General features: G+C 71.4%; 12 protein-coding genes. 4 read left to right on the top strand and 8 right to left on the bottom strand.

What is annotated here, in order from left to right:
• Nucleotides 1–68: 68 nt before the first annotated feature.
• The 8 genes from AC1DYK_RS07610 to AC1DYK_RS07645 all read right to left on the bottom strand — a co-directional run bounded on the left by AC1DYK_RS07610 (nucleotide 69) and on the right by AC1DYK_RS07645 (nucleotide 12,041).
• Nucleotides 69–1,058, bottom strand: a complete 990-nt coding sequence (locus AC1DYK_RS07610) for a helix-turn-helix domain-containing protein (RefSeq protein ID WP_478165697.1) — start codon at nucleotides 1,056–1,058, stop codon at nucleotides 69–71.
• A 107-nt stretch (nucleotides 1,059–1,165) separates the two neighbouring features.
• Nucleotides 1,166–2,596: an aldehyde dehydrogenase family protein gene (locus tag AC1DYK_RS07615; RefSeq protein WP_478165698.1), complete on the bottom strand. Its 1,431-nt coding sequence runs from the start codon at nucleotides 2,594–2,596 to the stop codon at nucleotides 1,166–1,168.
• 104 nt (nucleotides 2,597–2,700) lie between these two features.
• Nucleotides 2,701–3,516, bottom strand: a complete 816-nt coding sequence (locus AC1DYK_RS07620) for a helix-turn-helix transcriptional regulator (RefSeq protein WP_478165699.1) — start codon at nucleotides 3,514–3,516, stop codon at nucleotides 2,701–2,703.
• A gap of 25 nt (nucleotides 3,517–3,541) precedes the next feature.
• Nucleotides 3,542–3,997: an Lrp/AsnC family transcriptional regulator gene (locus AC1DYK_RS07625; RefSeq protein WP_478086111.1), complete on the bottom strand. Its 456-nt coding sequence runs from the start codon at nucleotides 3,995–3,997 to the stop codon at nucleotides 3,542–3,544.
• Nucleotides 3,994–4,452 carry a RidA family protein gene (locus AC1DYK_RS07630; RefSeq protein WP_478086059.1) on the bottom strand — a complete coding sequence of 153 codons (459 nt, stop codon included), beginning with the start codon at nucleotides 4,450–4,452 and terminating at the stop codon, nucleotides 3,994–3,996. The genes AC1DYK_RS07625 and AC1DYK_RS07630 overlap by 4 nt, the downstream gene beginning before the upstream one ends.
• Nucleotides 4,449–5,429, bottom strand: a complete 981-nt coding sequence (locus AC1DYK_RS07635; RefSeq protein ID WP_478165700.1) for a transglutaminase family protein — start codon at nucleotides 5,427–5,429, stop codon at nucleotides 4,449–4,451. The genes AC1DYK_RS07630 and AC1DYK_RS07635 overlap by 4 nt, the downstream gene beginning before the upstream one ends.
• 285 nt (nucleotides 5,430–5,714) lie before the next feature.
• Nucleotides 5,715–8,459, bottom strand: coding sequence for a circularly permuted type 2 ATP-grasp protein (locus AC1DYK_RS07640; RefSeq protein WP_478165720.1), 2,745 nt, complete (start codon nucleotides 8,457–8,459; stop codon nucleotides 5,715–5,717).
• An 87-nt stretch (nucleotides 8,460–8,546) separates the two neighbouring features.
• Nucleotides 8,547–12,041, bottom strand: coding sequence for a transglutaminase family protein (locus tag AC1DYK_RS07645; protein ID WP_478165701.1), 3,495 nt, complete (start codon nucleotides 12,039–12,041; stop codon nucleotides 8,547–8,549).
• Nucleotides 12,042–12,207: 166 nt separating this feature from the next.
• On the opposite strand from AC1DYK_RS07645, the gene AC1DYK_RS07650 reads away from it, so the two are divergent.
• The 4 genes from AC1DYK_RS07650 to AC1DYK_RS07665 all read left to right on the top strand — a co-directional run bounded on the left by AC1DYK_RS07650 (nucleotide 12,208) and on the right by AC1DYK_RS07665 (nucleotide 17,113).
• Nucleotides 12,208–14,625, top strand: a complete 2,418-nt coding sequence (locus AC1DYK_RS07650; RefSeq protein WP_478165721.1) for a DNA internalization-related competence protein ComEC/Rec2 — start codon at nucleotides 12,208–12,210, stop codon at nucleotides 14,623–14,625.
• Nucleotides 14,626–14,733: 108 nt separating this feature from the next.
• Entirely contained in the window at nucleotides 14,734–15,585 is an 852-nt protein-coding gene (locus AC1DYK_RS07655) for an IclR family transcriptional regulator (RefSeq protein WP_478165702.1), read from the top strand.
• Entirely contained in the window at nucleotides 15,585–16,736 is a 1,152-nt protein-coding gene (locus AC1DYK_RS07660) for a thiolase family protein (protein WP_478165703.1), read from the top strand. The genes AC1DYK_RS07655 and AC1DYK_RS07660 overlap by 1 nt, the downstream gene beginning before the upstream one ends.
• Entirely contained in the window at nucleotides 16,733–17,113 is a 381-nt protein-coding gene (locus AC1DYK_RS07665; protein ID WP_478165704.1) for a Zn-ribbon domain-containing OB-fold protein, read from the top strand. Before AC1DYK_RS07660 ends, AC1DYK_RS07665 begins: the two co-directional genes overlap by 4 nt.
• The last annotated feature ends 3 nt before the right edge of the window (nucleotides 17,114–17,116 follow it).

A 17,116-nucleotide genomic window follows, 5' to 3' on the forward strand; every position in this document is an offset into this window, starting at 1 on the left:
GGCCCGTTATCCCGATTCGGCAAGACTTCGCCCCGGGCCTCGAACGACCTCCACGGGCCGCAAGCCGGTCAGTGGGTGGTCAGCATGCCGGTCGGCGTGGCCCTGGCGGCACCGCGCGCGCGGGTCGCCGAGGGCAGTTCGCCGAAGTGCTGGCGGTAGTCCGCCGCGAAGCGCGACAGGTGCCAGAAGCCCCAGCGCGCGGCGACGTCGCCCACCGTCTCGTCGCTGTGCGCGAGCAGTTCGCCGCGCACGCGGTTCAGGCGCATCACGCGCAGGTAGGTCACGGGGCTCAGGTGCAGGATCTCTTCGAACGCGTATTGCAGCGCTCGGCGCGAGGCGCAGGTGGCCTGACACAGGTCGGGCACGGTGATCGCCTCGTCGGCATGGGCGTGCATGTAGTCGCGCGCGGCGTAGAGGATGCGCCGTCGCGCGGCGGCGCTGGGCCGCACGCTCGCTTCGTGGCGATCGCCGGCCACGCCGTCGAGCATCGCCTCCGAGAGCGAGAGCGCCAGCATGCGCTGCGCCGCGGGCTCCTGCAGCAGCGCAGGCTGCAGCCGCGCGAGCGCGAGCGCGGAATCGACGAGTTGCGTCATCCCGGCCTGGACGGCCGCAGACGAAGCCAGCACGCACGGGCCTTGCAATGGCTGCGCGACCTGCTCGCCGCCGCGCAACTGGGCGGCCAGTGCCGACAGGTGCGCGGTGTCGATGGAGATGCCGATCACGTCCATGCCCGCGCCCGCGATCAGGTCGAATTCGGAACCGGACGACACGGCGATCAAGCGGTCGCGATCGAGCGCATGGCCGCAGAACCAGCCGGCCTCGGTCACGGGATGCATCAGGCCGACCGTGAGCGTCCCGGCGCGCGGCATACCGCACTGGAAAACCGCGCGGCTCGCAGTCTCCACGAACACCTGCACCGGTCCCACGCGCAGGTCCTCCACGTGGCCGCTGAAACGGCCGGCAGAGATCTGCTCGTACTTCTGGTCCCAGGCGCTCAGCCCGGCGGCATGCTCGTCCGCATCGCGGGTGTCGAGGGTGGTGTAGCGGACGTCTTCCATGGCGGTATCCGGACGGATTCGGCGCAAGAAGCGTGCCGCAGGCCCCGGCGTTTCGGAAGCCGGATTACCCTGATGGTCGGGTTTCTGCCGCTCGTTTTGGCACGCCGTTACTTCTTGATGCTGATGACGCGCGGCTGCGTGACCGACTTGAGGCCGTCGATGCCGAATTCCACCCCCCAGCCCGAGCGCTTGACGCCGCCGAAGGGCACCATGGGATGGATCGCGCCATGCTGGTTGATCCACACGGTGCCGGCCCGGATGCGCGAGGCGACCGCTCTGGCCTTGTCGATGTCGGCGGACCAGACGGAGGCGCCGAGTCCGGCGTCGAGCCGGTTGGCGCTCGCGATCGCGGATTCGAGGTCGCTGTAGCGAATGACCGGCAGCACCGGGCCGAACTGCTCCTCGTCCACCAGGCGGCTGCCGTCGGCGATGTCGGTGACCAGCGTCACCGGATAGAAGTGGCCCGGACCGCCGGGCGCCTTGCCGCCGCAGACGATGGTCGCTCCGCCTGCCCTGGCGTCCTCGACCAGCGCCACCACCTTGTCGTACTGCATGCGGTTCTGGATCGGGCCGATCACGGTACCGGTCGCCAATCCGTTGCCCATCGGCATGGCTTGCGCGAGCGCCTTGAGCTCGGCGACCACGGCGTCGTGCAGGCCGTCGGGCACGTACAGCCTCTTGGCGCAGGCGCAGGTTTGGCCCATGTTGAGGAAGGCGCCCCAGAAGAGCCCCATCGCGATCGCCTTCGGATCGGCATCGGGCAGCACGATCGCGGCGTCGTTGCCGCCCAGTTCCATCGTCGTCGGCGTGAGATTGCGCGCCGCCGCCGCGGCGATGCGCGCGCCGGTGGCGTTCGAGCCGGTGAACATGATCTTGTCGATGCCGCTGTTCTCCACCAGGGCGGCGCCGACATCGCCGCCGCCGGTCACGGTGTTCAGCACGCCGGGCGGCAGCACCTCGGCCATGATGCGGACCATCTCCAGCGTGCCGATGCTCGTGTATTCGGAGGGCTTGAGCACCACCGTGTTGCCGGCGCGCAGGGACGGGACGATCTGCCAGATGGCGATCAGCAGCGGCCAGTTCCAGGGCGCGATAGCGGCGACCACGCCGAAGGGCTGGCGGTGCATTTCGTCGCGCCGCGTGGCGTCCTCGAAGACGACTTCCACCGGCAGCTCGAGGCTTGCGGGCACCTGTGTCCAGACTTCGCAGCCCCAGAGCTCGAAGCGCGCGCCGGGTACCTGGTCGGGACCGACGCCGCCGAGCGGCTTGCCCTGTTCGCGCGTCACCCATTCGGCGAGGTACTCGGAATTGGCCGTGATGGCTTGCGCGACCTGCATCAGCAGCGCCTGGCGTTCGGCGTCGGGACGTGCGGCCCATGCGGGCTGCGCGGCGCGCGCCGCGGCGACGGCTTCGGCCACCTGTTGCGGCGTGGCGTGCGGCACCAGGCCCAGCGTCTCGCCGGTGGCGGGGTTCTTCGATTCGAAAGTGCGGGCGGCGGCGGCGGGGCGGCCGTTCACGGTGTTCTGAAAGGTTCTCACGGGGTGTCTCCAGACGGTGGATGGTGGCCCGCGCAGTCTAGGGAGCGCGCCCGCGCTGCTCCATCGCGAAGATTCGCGATAGGGTTCACCCCCATGGAGCGCCGTCAGTGGGGCAGGTGGACCGACAGGGCGCCCGCGAGGCGTGCGGTCGAGGACACGCCCAGCTTGTCGCGCGCGCTGCGCAGCTGGTGGTCGACGGTCGAGAAGGAGCGCTTGAGTTCGCGCGCGATCTCCTTGTAGCTCATCCCGGTGGCGGCCATGCGCGCGACCTTCAGCTCGGCCGGCGTGAGTCCGGCGAGGGCCGCAGGATCGGGAGCGGCCAGTGCAGCGTCGCGCGCATCGTTGAGCGAGCGTGCCGCCGTCAGCACCGGCGTGAGCACGGCGCGTGCGAGCAGCGGAAGGTGGGCGCAGGCCTCGGAGCGCCAGGCCGTGCGGGGCTCGATCCAGTCCGCGCACAAGAGGCCGAGCGAGCGTGCGCCGTCGTGCAGCGACACGGCCAGCTTGGTGCGGGTGCCGATGGTGCCGAGCTGAGCACGCATCTGCGGCCCGAAGCGCGCATCGCTCGCGATGTCGCCGAACACCACCACGCCCTCGGCGGCCCAGACGGCGGCCAGGCTCGGATCGCGGGCATCCATCGCGAATCCGATCACCGAAGGCACGGCGCGGCCAGGGCGCAGCGATTCGGCCAGCGGCGCATACAGCGCCTGCCCGGGTTCGGCGAAGCCGCCATCCACCCGATCGGCGTCGAGCAGTTCGCGCAGGCATTCCAGGCCCACGCGCCAGCACTGGAGCGGGTCTTCGACGTACAGCAGCATCTGCGCCGCGAACTCGCGGGCCGGGCGCCAGGGAAGCGCGCGGCGGTCGTCGAGCAGACTGCCGCGCAGTCGGCGTTGGGTCTGGAGCACGTCGTCGCTGTGCATCGGATGGGTTCCCCGGGGTCCGGGATTATGGCGCCACCGCGCTGCGCCGATCGATCTTGCGGCTCAGCACCACCGAGGTGTGCGTGTGCTGGATGCCTTCGATCAGGCCGATGCGGTCGAGCAGCGCGTCGAGCTGCTCGTTGGTCTCGCAGCGCAGGGCCAGCATGTAGTCGTACTGGCCGCTGACGGCCGAGAGTTCCTCGACCTCGGGCAGCCGTTCGAGCGCGCGGACCACCGCGGCGCCGGCCTTCGGCGCCACACTGAGCCCGCAGTAAGCGCGCACGGCGGCGTGTTCGAGACGCTGGCCGAGCCGCACGCCATAGCCGGCGATCACGCCGTCGCGCTCCAGCCGCGCGATGCGGGCGACGACCGTGGTGCGCGCCATGCCCAGCTTGCGCGCCAGCGTCGCGGCGGGCTCGCGGGCGTTGGCCTGGAGCAGGCTCAGCAGGTGGCGGTCGGTGTCGTCCAACGAACTGCTTATTCGATTTCGGCGATCAGTTCGATCTCGACGCAGGCACCCATCGGGATCTGCGCGACGCCGAAGGCGCTGCGCGCGTGGGCGCCCTTTTCGCTGCCGAAGACCTCGGCCATGAACTCGCTCGCGCCGTTGGTCACCAGGTGCTGCTCGGTGAAGGTGCTGGTCGAATTGACCAGGCTCATGAGCTTGACGATGCGCTTGACCTTGTTCAGGTCGCCGACCGCCGCGTGCAGGGTGCCGAGCAGGTCGATCGCGATCGCGCGCGCGGCCTGCTTGCCTTCGTCGGTGCCGAGCGTGGCGCCGAGCTGCCCGACCCAGGGCTTGCCGTCCTTGCGGGCGATGTGGCCCGAGAGGAACACCAGGTTGCCGGTGCGCGCGAAGGGCACGTAGGCCGCGGCCGGGGTGGCCACGGGCGGCAGGGTGATGCCGAGGCGGGACAGCGTGTCGTAGACGTTCATGAGGACTCCTTGTTCTGGGTTTGAGATTGGGATTGGGATTGGGATTGCGATTGGGACTGTGCGATGCGGACGGCTTCGTCCTTCAGCTCCTCGAGCGGCCGCACGGTGACCCTGACATCCAGCGTGTGCCGGGCCCCGCCATGCAGCACGCCGCGCATCGGCGAGACGTCGGAGTAGTCGCGGCCGATGGCCAGCGTCACGTAGTCCTCGCCGGGCTGGCGGCCGTTGGTCGGGTCGAAGTCGGCCCAGTCGCCGGGGCCGTCGGTGCCCGGCAGGTAGAGCGACACCCAGGCGTGGGAGGCATCGGCGCCGATCAGGCGCGGGCGGCCGGGCGGGGGCTGGGTCAGCAGGTAGCCGCTCACGTAGCGCGCCGGCAGGCCCAGGGTGCGCAGGCAGGCGATCATGATGTGGGCGAAGTCCTGGCAGACGCCCTTGCGCTGCGCCAGGGCCTCGATTGCCGGCGTGCTGATCTCGGTGCTCTCGGCGTCGTATTCGAAGTCGCGGAACATGCGCAGCGTGAGGTCCATCGCGGCGTCGAAGACCGGCCGGCCCGGTGCGAAGCTGGGCCGCGCGTAGGCGGCGAAGTCGTCATGCCGCGGCACGTAGCGCGACGGGAAGACGAACTCGGAGGCCAGGTCGTAGCCCGAGTCCTTGACGTAGCGGAAGCGCTCCCGGACCTCTTCCCACGGCAGCTCGGGCGCCGCCGCCGGCGACAGCACGGGTTGCGCGGTCTCGACCACGCTCTCGGCGGTCACCACCAGCTCGTCGTGCGTCGACTCGAGCGCGAAGAAGGCGCGCGCATTGCCGTAGACATCCGGCGACTCCTCGTGCAGGGCGGGCGTCGGGCTGATCGTCAGCGCATGGCTCACGAGGCGCTGCGAGACGGTGTCCAGCGGCTTCAGGTGCGCCAGGTGCTGCGCCGTCTCGACCGGCGGCGCGTAGTCGTAGCGCGTGGCATGGGTGACGTGGAGCAGCATGGGGGGACACTTTACTCGCCCCCAGGTTGGGCTCACTGCGTGTAGCCCGCCCACCCCCTACCGGGGGCGCAGCCAGCGGCCCGGCGAAGCCGGTTCCGCGGCTGCCCACGAACGGGCGCGCTTCGCGCAGCCGTAGAACGACCACTGCGCCTCTTCATTCGGCCGGCGCAGCCAGGCCCGTTCGTGAAACACCGCGGAACCGGCTTTGCCGGGCCGCTGGTGTTGCCCCCGGCAGGGGGTGGGCGCCCGGACACGAAGTGCCGGGCAACCTGGGGGCGAGCAATGTCACGCCCCGACGGAGCGCAGGGATTCGGAAGTCAGGGTGAAGTACCGCGTACCGATCGCATCCGACACATGGTAGGCGGCCGCCTCGCAGCTAGCGAAAACGTGCACCAGCGCCGGGTACTGCTGGTCGGGACCGGGATCGCACAGGCCTTCGAGGGTCCAGCCGTCGGGGTCGGGCAGGTCGAAAGACAGGGCGGTGAGCTTGTCGGGCGCGCTGCCCGCGAGCTTGGCGATGCGCTTGCGCAGCGTCTGCGTGACCCAGGCCAGCGAGCGCGGGTTGTCGCCGTCCAGCACCAGCAGGTCGACCAGCGTGGCGACGTCGCGCCGCTGCTGGTAGCGCGCATGGAAGGTGATGGTGCTGTCGAACAGCGCCACCATGGCCTCGAAGCCGCTGATCTCGTGCACCGAGCCGGTCTCGAAGCCGGCCGCCAGCGCGCTCGAGAGGAAACCCAGGCGCTCGATGTGGCGGCCGATCGACAGCAGCCGCCAGGCGTCGTCGCGCGTCATGCGGTCGGTCTGGGCGCCGGTCATGGCCGACAACGCGCTGCTGGCCGACTCGAGCAGGCCCAGCACGGCGCCGGTGGCGTAGCCGCCCTCGGTGTTCTCGCCGGCCTGCTCGGCGCCGCGGCGCAGGAAATCGGTCTCGGCGCGCACGATCTGGTTCCAGTGGTCCTGCGACAGCCGCTCGCGCACCGCGGCGGCCGCCTGGCGGATGCAGCGCAGGCTGTAGCCCACGCTGCCACCCTGGTCGACGTTGCCCATCTCGGCGATCAGCGCCCGCTCGAACACGCGCCGCGACTTCGGCAGGCTCGGCACCTCGGGCGGCACCAGCGCATTGCGCAGCGCCAGCCTGTGCAGCCAGACCAGCAGCGCGCGGGCGGAGTGGTTCTCGCCCCCGAGCAGGTCGATGGTGAGCCGCGCCAGGCGCACCGCATTCTCGGCCCGCTCGGTGTAGCGGCCGAGCCAGAACATGTTCTCGGCCGCCCGGCTGGTGACCGGGGCCCGGTGCCGCGCCAGCGAGGCCGGCGTGGCGTGCGGCTGCAGCAGCGTGGTGCGGTCGACCTCGCCCTCGGTGCGCACCCAGACGTCGGCGCTGCTGCCGCCGCGCTGCATCGAGGCGATCTGGGCGTCGCGTCCCGCCAGCCGCGCGAGGCCGCCGGGAAGCACCCGCCACGAGCGCGGTCCGTCGCTGACCGCGAACACGCGCAGCAGCACCGAGCGCTGCGCGATGTGGCCGCGGCCGAGGTCCGGCGTCCAGGTCGGCATCTGCGACAGCGGCAGGTAGCTCTGCACCGTGTGGGCCTCGCCCTGGCGCACGATGCGGCCGGCCCATTCGTCGAGCTCGCGCCGTCCCATGTGGTGGCCGAGCACCGCATCGAAGCTGGTGTGCGAGTCGAAGTCGGGGTAGGTGGACTTGATCGCGCAGTCGGCCAGCTGCGGCAGCACGGCTTCCATCGCGGCGCGTTCGCCGCACCACCAGGTGGGCAGGGCCGGCAGTCGCAGCTTCTCGCCGATCAGGCGGCGCGCCAGCGCGGGCAGGAAGCCCAGCAGCGCGGGCGATTCCAGGAAGGCCGAGCCGGGCATGTTGGCCACCAGCACGTTGCCGGCGCGGATCGCCTGCAGCAGGCCCGGCACGCCGAGCGTGGAATCGGGGCGCAGCTCGAGCGGGTCGAGGTACTGGTCGTCGAGCCGCTTGACCAGCCCGTGCACCGGCCTGAGGCCCTGCAGGGTCTTGAGGTACAGGCGCTGGTCGCGCACCGTGAGATCGCTGCCCTCGACCAGCGTGATGCCGAGGTAGCGCGCCAGGTAGGCATGCTCGAAGTAGGTCTCGTTGTAGGGGCCGGGCGTCAGCAGCGCGATGTGCGGCGGCTGGCCGGCCGGGCACATGCGCTGCAGGCCCTCCATCATCGCGTTGTAGGTGGCGGCCACGCGCTGCACCTGCAGGTTCTCGAAGGCCTGCGGGAACTGGCGTGCGATCGCGAGCCGGTTCTCGAGCAGGTAGCCCAGGCCGGAGGGCGCCTGCGTGCGCTGCGAGACCACCCACCAGTTGCCGTCGGGCCCGCGTGCGAGATCGAAGGCCGCGATGTGCAGCCAGGTGTCGCCGGGCGGGCGCACGCCGTGCATGGCCCGCAGGTAGCCCGGGTGGCCCTGGACCAGCGCAGGCGGCAGCAGCCCCTCGGCCAGCAGCTGCTGGGGCCCGTAGACGTCGGCCATCACCCGGTCGAGCACGTGCACGCGCTGCTGCACGCCGGCCTCGATCTGGGCCCAGCTCTCGGGCGAGACGATCAGCGGGAACAGGTCGAGCGACCAGGGCCGCTGCGGACCGTCGGCATCGGCGTAGACGTTGTAGGTGACGCCGTTGTCGCGGATCTGGCGCTCGAGGCTGACGGCGCGCCGCGGCAGGTCGTCGAAGCCGCCCGGACCCAGGTGCTCGAAGAAGTCGGCCCACGCTGGGGCCAGTGGCGTCTGTTCGTCCGGACCGGAATCGTCGTCGTCTTCGGCGACCGGCGCGGCAGGCGGGACGGACGAGGCTTCGTAGAGCGGCGCCGGCTGTGAAAAGGGTGAGGCGGGCGCAGCCGGACGCGATGCGTCCTGCGGCGTGGCGGCGCCGCGCAGCTCATCGAAATGGCCCGGCGCGGCCGGGGGAGCGATCGAGGCCGCGAGCGCAGCAGGCGCTTCCAGCGCCTGGGCGTCGAAGAGGGATTCGTTCTGTGGGTCCACGGTGGGATTGTTACTCGCCCCCAGGTTGCCCGCACTTCGTGTCGGGCGCCCACCCCCTGCCGGGGGCGATACCAGCGGCCCGGCAAAGCCGGTTCCGCGGTATCCCTGGCTTTAGCGTCTCAGGTCCAGCGTGAAGGGGAACTCGCGGCTGCCGGCCAGCTCGATGGTCGCCGGCGGCGTGCGCATCAGCCCCGGCGTGTGGCCCATGCGCGAGAAGCGCGAGTGGCGCCGGCTTTCGGCCTCGTAGGCGTTGACCGGGAAGGTGTCGTAGTTGCGGCCGCCCGGGTGCGCCACGAAGTACTGGCAACCGCCGAGCGAGCGCTTCATCCAGGTGTCGACGATGTCGAAGGTCAGGGGTGCATGCGCGCCGATGCTCGGATGCAGCGCCGAGGGCGGATTCCAGGCCTTGTAGCGGACGCCGGCCACGAACTCGCCGACGGTGCCGGTGGGCTGCAGCGGCAGCACACGGCCGTTGACGGTGATGACGTAGCGGCTTTCGTTGAGGCCGGTGACGCGCACCTCGATGCGTTCGAGCGACGAGTCGACATAGCGCACCGTGCCGCCGGCCGAGCCTTCCTCGCCCATCACGTGCCAGGGCTCGAGCGCGTTGCGCAGCGACAGCTCGACACCCATCGCCTGCACCTGGCCGACCAGCGGGAAGCGGAACTCGAAGTGCGGCGCGAACCAGTTCGGGTCGAAGGCGAAGCCGGCCTGCCGCATCTCGCTGATGACGTCGTCGAAGTCCATCCTGACGAAGGTCGGCAGCAGGAAGCGGTCGTGCAGCTCGGTGCCCCAGCGGGTGGCCGGCGCCTGGTAGGGGGCGTCCCAGAAGCGGGCGATGAAGGCGCGCAGCAGCAGTTGCTGCGCGATGCTCATGCGGGCATGCGGCGGCATCTCGAAGGCGCGCAGCTCGAGCAGGCCCAGGCGGCCGGTGCTGGAGTCGGGCGAGTAGAGCTTGTCGATGCAGAACTCGCTGCGGTGCGTGTTGCCGGTGACGTCGACCAGGATGTTGCGCAAGGTCCGGTCGACCAGCCAGGCCGGCATGTTCTGGCCGTGGATCTCGCGGTTGCGGGCGATTTCCTTGAGCGCGATCTCGAGCTCGTAGACCTGGTCGTTTCGGGCCTCGTCCACGCGCGGCGCCTGGCTGGTCGGGCCGATGAACATGCCCGAGAACAGGTAGCTCAGCGACGGATGGTTGTGCCAGTAGAGCAGCAGGCTGGCCAGCAGCTCGGGCCGGCGCAGGAAGGGGCTGTCGGTCGGAACCGCGCCGCCCATCACGAAGTGGTTGCCGCCGCCGGTGCCGGTGTGGCGGCCGTCGGTCATGAACTTCTCGGCCGACAGGCGGGTCTCGAACGCGGCGTTGTAGAGGAACTCGGTGTGCTCGACCAGCTCGCGCCAGTTGTGCGCGGGATGGATGTTGACTTCGATGACACCGGGATCGGGCGTGACCTGCAGCATCTTGAGGCGCGGATCGCGCGGCGGCGGATAGCCTTCCATCACGATCTTCACGCCGAGCAGCTCGGCCGTGGCTTCGATCGCGGCGACCAGGTCGAGGTAGTCCTCCAGCCGCGCCAGCGGCGGCATGAAGACGTAGAGCACGCCCGAGGCGCTGCCGACCTTTTCGGCCGCCGGTCCGTTGGCGCGGCGCGGGTCGCGCACCTCGACGCACAGCGCGCTGCGGGTGATCCAGTGGGCCGACTCGCCGCGCCGCGGCTGGCGCGGCGTGGTCGGGTCGATGGCGGCGTCTGCCGTCGGGTGGGGGCCGTCGCCCGGCGCCTGCCTGCGCAGCGCCGCCGGCGCCGCTTCGGGCGCACCGAAGGCATAGGGCACGGCGCCGCGATCGGCATCCGCGCCGGCCGGCAGGCCCGCGTAGCGTGCACGGTAGTCGGCCGATGCCGGCAGGCTGGCGCGCGGCGCGGTCGGGTCGCGCTCGATCAGGTAGGGGTAGTCGCCCTTGCTGGTCCAGGGCTGCGAATCGAGCGGCAGCCGGTAGCCCATGGGCGAATCGCCCGGGATCAGGTACATGCGGTCATCGCGCAGGAACCAGGGGCCGGTCTTCCAGCCCGGACCCGCGAGCGCGGGCGCATCGGTGTCGGCGTTGGCGGCCTCGATCGGCAGCATGTAGCCGATCACGGCGTCGAGCTTCTGCGTGAACACGCGTCGCAAACGGACGCGCTCCATCTCGTCGTCGAGCCTGGAGTCGAAGGGGTCGACGTTGACCGGCAGCCGGCGCTCGCGCCAGAGGTAGTAGTACACGTCCTCGTAGCCGGGCTGGATGTAGCGCTCGGTCAGGCCCAGGCGGTGCGAGAGCTCCGTGGTGAAGCGGCGCGCATCCTCGCTGGTGTAGTGCGTGGGCGTGCGCTCGTCGGCGAAGAGCGCCGGGTTGTGCCACAGCGTCTGGCCGTCGGCGCGCCAGAAGATCGACAGCGCCCAGCGCGGCAGCTGCTCGCCCGGGTACCACTTGCCCTGGCCGAAGTGCAGGAAGCCGCCCTTGCCGTATTCGGCCCGCAGCTTGTGCACCAGTTCGGTCGCATAGCCGCGCTTCGTGGGGCCGAGGGCGTCGGTGTTCCATTCGGCGGCGTCGCGGTCGCTGGTGGCCACATAGGTCGGCTCGCCGCCCATCGTGAGGCGCACGTCGCCGGCCGCGAGGCGCTTGTCGACCGCATCGCCCAGCGCCAGCACCTCGGCCCATTGCGCTTCGGTGTAGGGCTTGGTGACGCGTGGCGACTCGTGGATGCGCGTGACCTTCATCTCGTGGCCGAACGCGACCTCGGCTTCGTCGACCGCGCCCTCGATCGGCGCGGCGCTCGAGGGCGTCGGCGTGCAGGCCAGCGGGATGTGGCCTTCGCCGGCCAAGAGGCCCGAGGTGGCGTCGAGTCCGATCCAGCCCGCCCCGGGCAGGTAGACCTCGCACCAGGCATGCAGGTCGGTGAAGTCGACCGTGGTGCCGCTCGGGCCGTCGAGCGCCTTGACGTCGGGCGTGAGCTGGATCAGGTAGCCCGACACGAAGCGCGCCGCCAGGCCGCAGTGGCGCAGCAGCTGCACCAGCAGCCAGCCGGAGTCGCGGCAGGAGCCCGAGCCGTTGGTCAGCGTCTCCTCGGGCGTCTGCACGCCGGGCTCCATGCGGATCAGGTAGTTGACGTCCTGCTGCACCTGCTGGTTGATGCCGACCAGGAAGTCGATGGTGCGCTGTGCCTTGCGGTCGACCTTCTCGAGGTAGGCCTGCACCAGCGGCGTGGCCGCGTCGGCCACCAGGTAGGGCGCCAGCTCCTGCGCCTGCGCCTCGGTGTACTTGAAAGGGAAGTTCTCGGCCTGCGGCTCGAGGAAGAAATCGAAGGGGTTGTAGACCGCCATCTCGACCACGAGGTCGACCGTGACCTTGAACTCGCGCGTCTTCTCGGGGAACACCAGCCGCGCCTGGTAGTTCGCGAACGGGTCCTGCTGCCAGTTGACGAAGTGCTCTTCGGGCTCGACCCGCAGCGAGTACGAGATCACGTTGCTGCGGCAATGCGGCGCCGGACGCAGGCGGACCACCTGGGGGCCGAGTTGCACCGGACGGTCGTACTTGTAGTGGGTGACGTGGTGAAGGGCGGCGTGGATGGACATTGTTTCTCGGTGCGTCGAGGATGCCTCGGGGTGAGTCGCATACTAGCCGACACAGAAAGCAATTTGCGCGCCAAAGAAGCGCACAAGGGAGTGAGTTGCAGATGGAATCGGGAGTCGTCTCGTGACGGCCGGGCGGCGGACGCGCGCCCTGGCGGTCTTCGCCGCGATGGCGGGCTCGGTGCTCGGCGCTGCGCTGCAGCTGCAGCAGGCGGCGCTGTGGCACTGGGCGTTCTATGCGGGCCTGCTCACGCTGGCCGCGTGCGGCTGGCTGGGGCTCGGTGCGCTGCGCTGGCCGTCGGCGCTGTGGCTGCCGACGGCGCTGCTGCTGGGCGCGATGGCCGGTGGCGGCTCGGCGGGCTGGCGCGCCGCGGACTACGCGGCCGGCGCCCTGTCGCCGGCCGTCGAGGGACGCGATCTGCTGGTGGAGGGCCGGGTCGCGAGCATGCCCCAGCTTGGCGCCGGCGCGACCCGGTTCGCGTTCGAGCTCGAGTCGGCGCGCTGGGCCCMGGCGGCGGACGCCGGCGACGGCCCGCCGCCGCAGGTGCCATCGCGCGTCTCGCTGGGCTGGTACGACACGTCCACGGGCCCTTGGGCGCGTCCGGCCGAGGAGGCCGACAAGCCGGCGCCGCTGCACGCGGGCGAGCGGTGGCGCTTCGCGGTGCGGCTGCGGGCGCCGCACGGCAGCCTCAACCCGCATGGCTTCGACCATGAGCTTCGCCTGTGGGAGCAGGGCGAGCACGCGACCGGCCAGCTCCGCACCGGCGTCCGCGATCCCGCGCCGGAGCGCCTGGGCTCGACCTGGCGCCATCCGGTCGAGCGCTTGCGCGAATCGGTGCGCGATGCCGCTTTCGAGCGTATCGACGACCCGCGCCGGGCCGGCGTGGTCGCGGCGCTGGTCACGGGCGACCAGAACGCGATCGAGCGCACCGACTGGGACGTCTTCCGTGCCACCGGTGTCGCCCACCTGATGTCGATCTCCGGCCTCCACATCACGATGTTCGCCTGGCTCGCCACCGCGCTCGTCGGCGCCCTGTGGCGCCGCAGCGGCCGCCTGATGCTGCACTGGCCGGCGCAGCATGGCGCGCTGGTCGGGGGCGTGCTGCTGGCCGCGCTCTATGCGGTGTTCAGCGGCTGGGGCGTGCCTTCGCAGCGCACCGTGCTGATGCTCACCGCCATCGGGTTGCTTCGCCTCACGGGCCGGCGCTGGCCCTGGCCCTTCGTCTGGCTCTTCGCCTGCGCCGTCGTGGTCGCGGCCGACCCCTGGGCCCTGATGCAGGCGGGCTTCTGGCTGAGCTTCGTCGCCGTGGGCGTGCTGTTCGCCTCCGACGGCGCGGCGCCCGCCGTCGCGCCGGCAGGCCTCGCCGGGCGCCTGCTGCGCCTGCTGCGCGAGCAATGGGTCGTGACGCTGGCGCTGACGCCGCTCACGCTGCTGCTGTTCCAGCAGGTCTCGGCCGTCGGCCTGCTGGCCAATGCGGTTGCGATTCCCTGGGTCACGCTGGTCGTGACGCCGCTGGCGATGCTCGGCGTCGTTGCCGCACCGTTGTGGCATGCCGCCGCGTGGTCGGTGCAGGCCCTGTCGTGGGTGCTGGAGTGGCTCGCCGGCCTGCCGTTCGCGGCCTTGTCGATGCCGGCGCCGCCGCTCTGGATGGCGGTGGCGGGCGTTCTGGGCGGCACCTTGCTGGCGATGCGGCTGCCGGGGTCGCTGCGCCTGCTCGGGGTGCCGCTGCTGCTGCCGGCGCTGCTGTGGCAGGCGCCGCGGCCCGCCGCGGGCGAATTCGAACTGCTCGCGGCCGACATCGGGCAGGGCAACGCCGTGCTGGTGCGCACCGCCACGCACAGCCTGCTGTACGACACGGGCCCGCGCTACGGCCCCGACAGCGACGCCGGCCAGCGGGTGCTGGTGCCGCTGCTGCGGGCGCTCGGCGAGCGGCTGGATGCCGTCGTGCTGAGCCATCGCGACAGCGACCACGTGGGCGGCGCGCCCGCGGTGCTGGCGGCGCAGCCGCAGGCGACGCTGCTGAGTTCGATCGAGGCCGAGCACCCGCTGCAGGCCGTGCGGCCGGCTCGGCGCTGCGAGGCCGGCCAGCGCTGGCACTGGGATGGCGTCGATTTCGAGGTCCTGCATCCGCAGGGCGACGATTACGCCGCCTTCGTCAAGCCCAGGCCCAACGCCATCTCGTGCGTGCTGCGCATCGGCAACGGCCGCGCGACCGCCCTGCTGGCCGGCGACATCGAGCGCCTGCAGGAGGCGGCGCTGGTGGCGCGCACGCCGGACCTGCGCGCCGATGTGCTGCTGGCGCCGCACCATGGGAGCAAGACCTCGTCGACCGCGCTGCTGCTCGACGCGGTGCGGCCGCGCATCGCGCTGGTCCAGGCCGGCTACCGCAACCGCTTCGGGCACCCGGCCGCGCAGGTGGTGGCGCGCTATCGAGAGCGCGGGATCGCGCTGGCCGAGTCGCCGCGCTGCGGCGCTGCGACCTGGACCAGCACGCGGCCGGAGCAGCTGGTCTGCGAGCGGGAACGGCAGGCGCGCTATTGGCATCACGTCGTGCCCCGAACGCAGGTCGTCGGGGTTTCCCCTTGAAAAGTTTCATTCACCGCAACTTTTTGTCTTTCGCTTGACGATGGGGAGCGCCGGAACTTCAATGAATGCCAGACAAACAGGTTCCGTAGAACGAAACACAGGCATACGATGGCCGTCCGTCCCCGCTCCGTCCCCTCCGTGCTCGCCAACAGCGCCACCGAGCCGACCTCGTCGGTCGAGCGCGCCTGCCGCATCCTGCGAGCCCTGTCCGACCCGGGCGTCGCACGGCTGACCGACATCGCGCTGGCGACCGGCCTCGACAAGACCACCGTGCTGCGCCTCATCGAGGTGCTGATGCGCGACGGCTTCGTGGTGCGCGATGCCGATACCAAGCACTACAGCCTGGGTGCCGAACTGCTCGTGCTGGGCGCGGCGGCGCTGGCGCGCTTCGACCCGCGCCCGCTGGTGCGCCCCAGCCTGCTGCGCCTCACCGGCACCTTCGAGGACAGCGTGATCCTGTCGATCCCGAGCGGCATCGAGTCGCTGTGCGTGGACGTCGAGGAGGGGCGCTTCCCGATCCGTGCCAACTACCTCTCGATCGGCAGCCGCCGCCCGCTCGGCGTCGGTGCCGGCAGCCTGGCCTTGCTGGCCTGGATGCCCGAGGGCGAACGCAAGGCGGCGCTCGCCGTCATCGCGCCGCAGCTCAAGCGCTACCCGCGCATCACGCCGAAGCTGCTCGAAGCCCGGGCGATGGAGGCGCGCGAGCGCGGCTACGCGGTGCTGCTCGATGTGGTGGTCGAGCGCATGGGCGGCATTGCGATGCCGATCCTCGGTGCCGACGCAAGGCCGGTCGCGGCGATCAGCATCGCGGCGCTCAACGACCGCATCACGTCCCGCGAGGCCGAGTTGGCGAAGGCGCTGCGGCGCGAGTGCGCGACCTGCGAAGTGCTCTGGAGCGGCGCTGCGCACCAGAGCGCCATGGCCACCCGCAGTGCCGGCCGGCGCACCAGGGTCCACTGATGGCCGCAACCGCCTACCTCGCGGGAGCGGGCAGCACCGCCTTCGGCCGTCACGAAGGGCTGGGCGCGCTCGACCTGATGGCCCGGGCCGCGCAGCAGGCGCTTGACACGGCCCGGCTGCAGCGGGCCGACATCGACGGCGTGCTGTGCGGCTATGCGACCACCTTGCCGCACCTGATGCTGTCGACGCTGTTCTGCGAGCGCTTCGCGCTGCGGCCGGCCTATGCCCACAGCCTGCAGCTGGGCGGCGCCKCGGGCGCCGCGATGCTGATGCTGGCGCGCGAGCTGGTGCGCGCCGGGCGCTGCCGCAACCTGCTGGTGGTGGCGGGCGAGAACCGGCTGAGCGGCCAGTCGCGCGACAGTTCGATCCAGACGCTGGCGCAGGTCGGCGACGCCGACTTCGAACTGCCCAACGGCGCTTCGGTGCCGGCCTACTACGGTCTGCTCGCATCGCGCTACATGCATGAGACCGGCACCCATGAAGAGGACCTCGCCGAGCTGGCCGTGCTGATGCGCGACCATGCGGCCGGTCACCCGGACGCCCACCTGCGGACCCCGATCTCGCTGGCCGAGGTGCTCGCGTCCCGGCCGATCGCGGCGCCGCTCAAGCTGCTCGACTGCTGCCCCATCTCCGACGGCGCCATGGCCCTGGTGGTGTCGGCCGCACCGCGTGGCAAGTCCCGCGTGGCGTTGACGGGCGCCGGGCAGGCGCACCGCCACCAGCACCTGAGCGCGATGGCCGACGTCATGCAATGCGGCGCCTCCGAGGCGGCCTCGCGCGCCTTCGACGAGGCGGGCCTGGCCCGAGGCGACATCGACTGCCTCGGCATCTACGACTCCTTCACGATCACCCTGGCCATGCTGCTCGAGGAGATCGGCTTCGCGCCGCGTGGCGGGGCGGCCGGGCGCGTGCGCCACGGCGACTTCCGCGCCGATGGGCCGCTGCCGCTCAACACCCATGGCGGACTGCTCTCCTTCGGCCACTGCGGCGTCGCCGGCGGCATGGCGCACGTGGTCGAGATCTTCCGGCAGATGGCGGGGCAGGCCGGCGAACGCCAGCTGCGCCGTCCTCGGCACGCCTTCGTGCATGCCGACGGCGGCGTGATGTCCTCGCACGTGAGCCTGATCCTGTCGCGGGAGGGAGCGCCATGAGCGCGGAGCAAGGCGCACTCGCCGCGCCTTTCGTCGAAGGCCTGGCGCAGCAGGTGCTGCGGTTCCAGTCCTGCGGCGACTGCGGCAGCCCGCAGACCTTGGCGCGCTACGCCTGCGCGAACTGCGGCGGCACGCGGCTGCTCTGGCAGGACGCCTGCGGCCGTGCGACCGTGCGTGCCGTGACGGTGGTGTCGCGGGCGCCGTCCGATGCCTTCCGCGCCCTCGTGCCGTACACGCTGGTGCTGGTCACGCTCGACGAGGGCCCGCGCCTGATGGCCCATGCCGCGGCCGGCGTGCGCATCGGCGAGCGCGTCTCGGCGACCTTCTTCGCGCACCAGGACCGGGTGCTGGTGCGCTTCGAGCCCGCGCGCGCCTGAGCG

This window comes from Variovorax sp. P2_H12 (assembly GCF_056403395.1).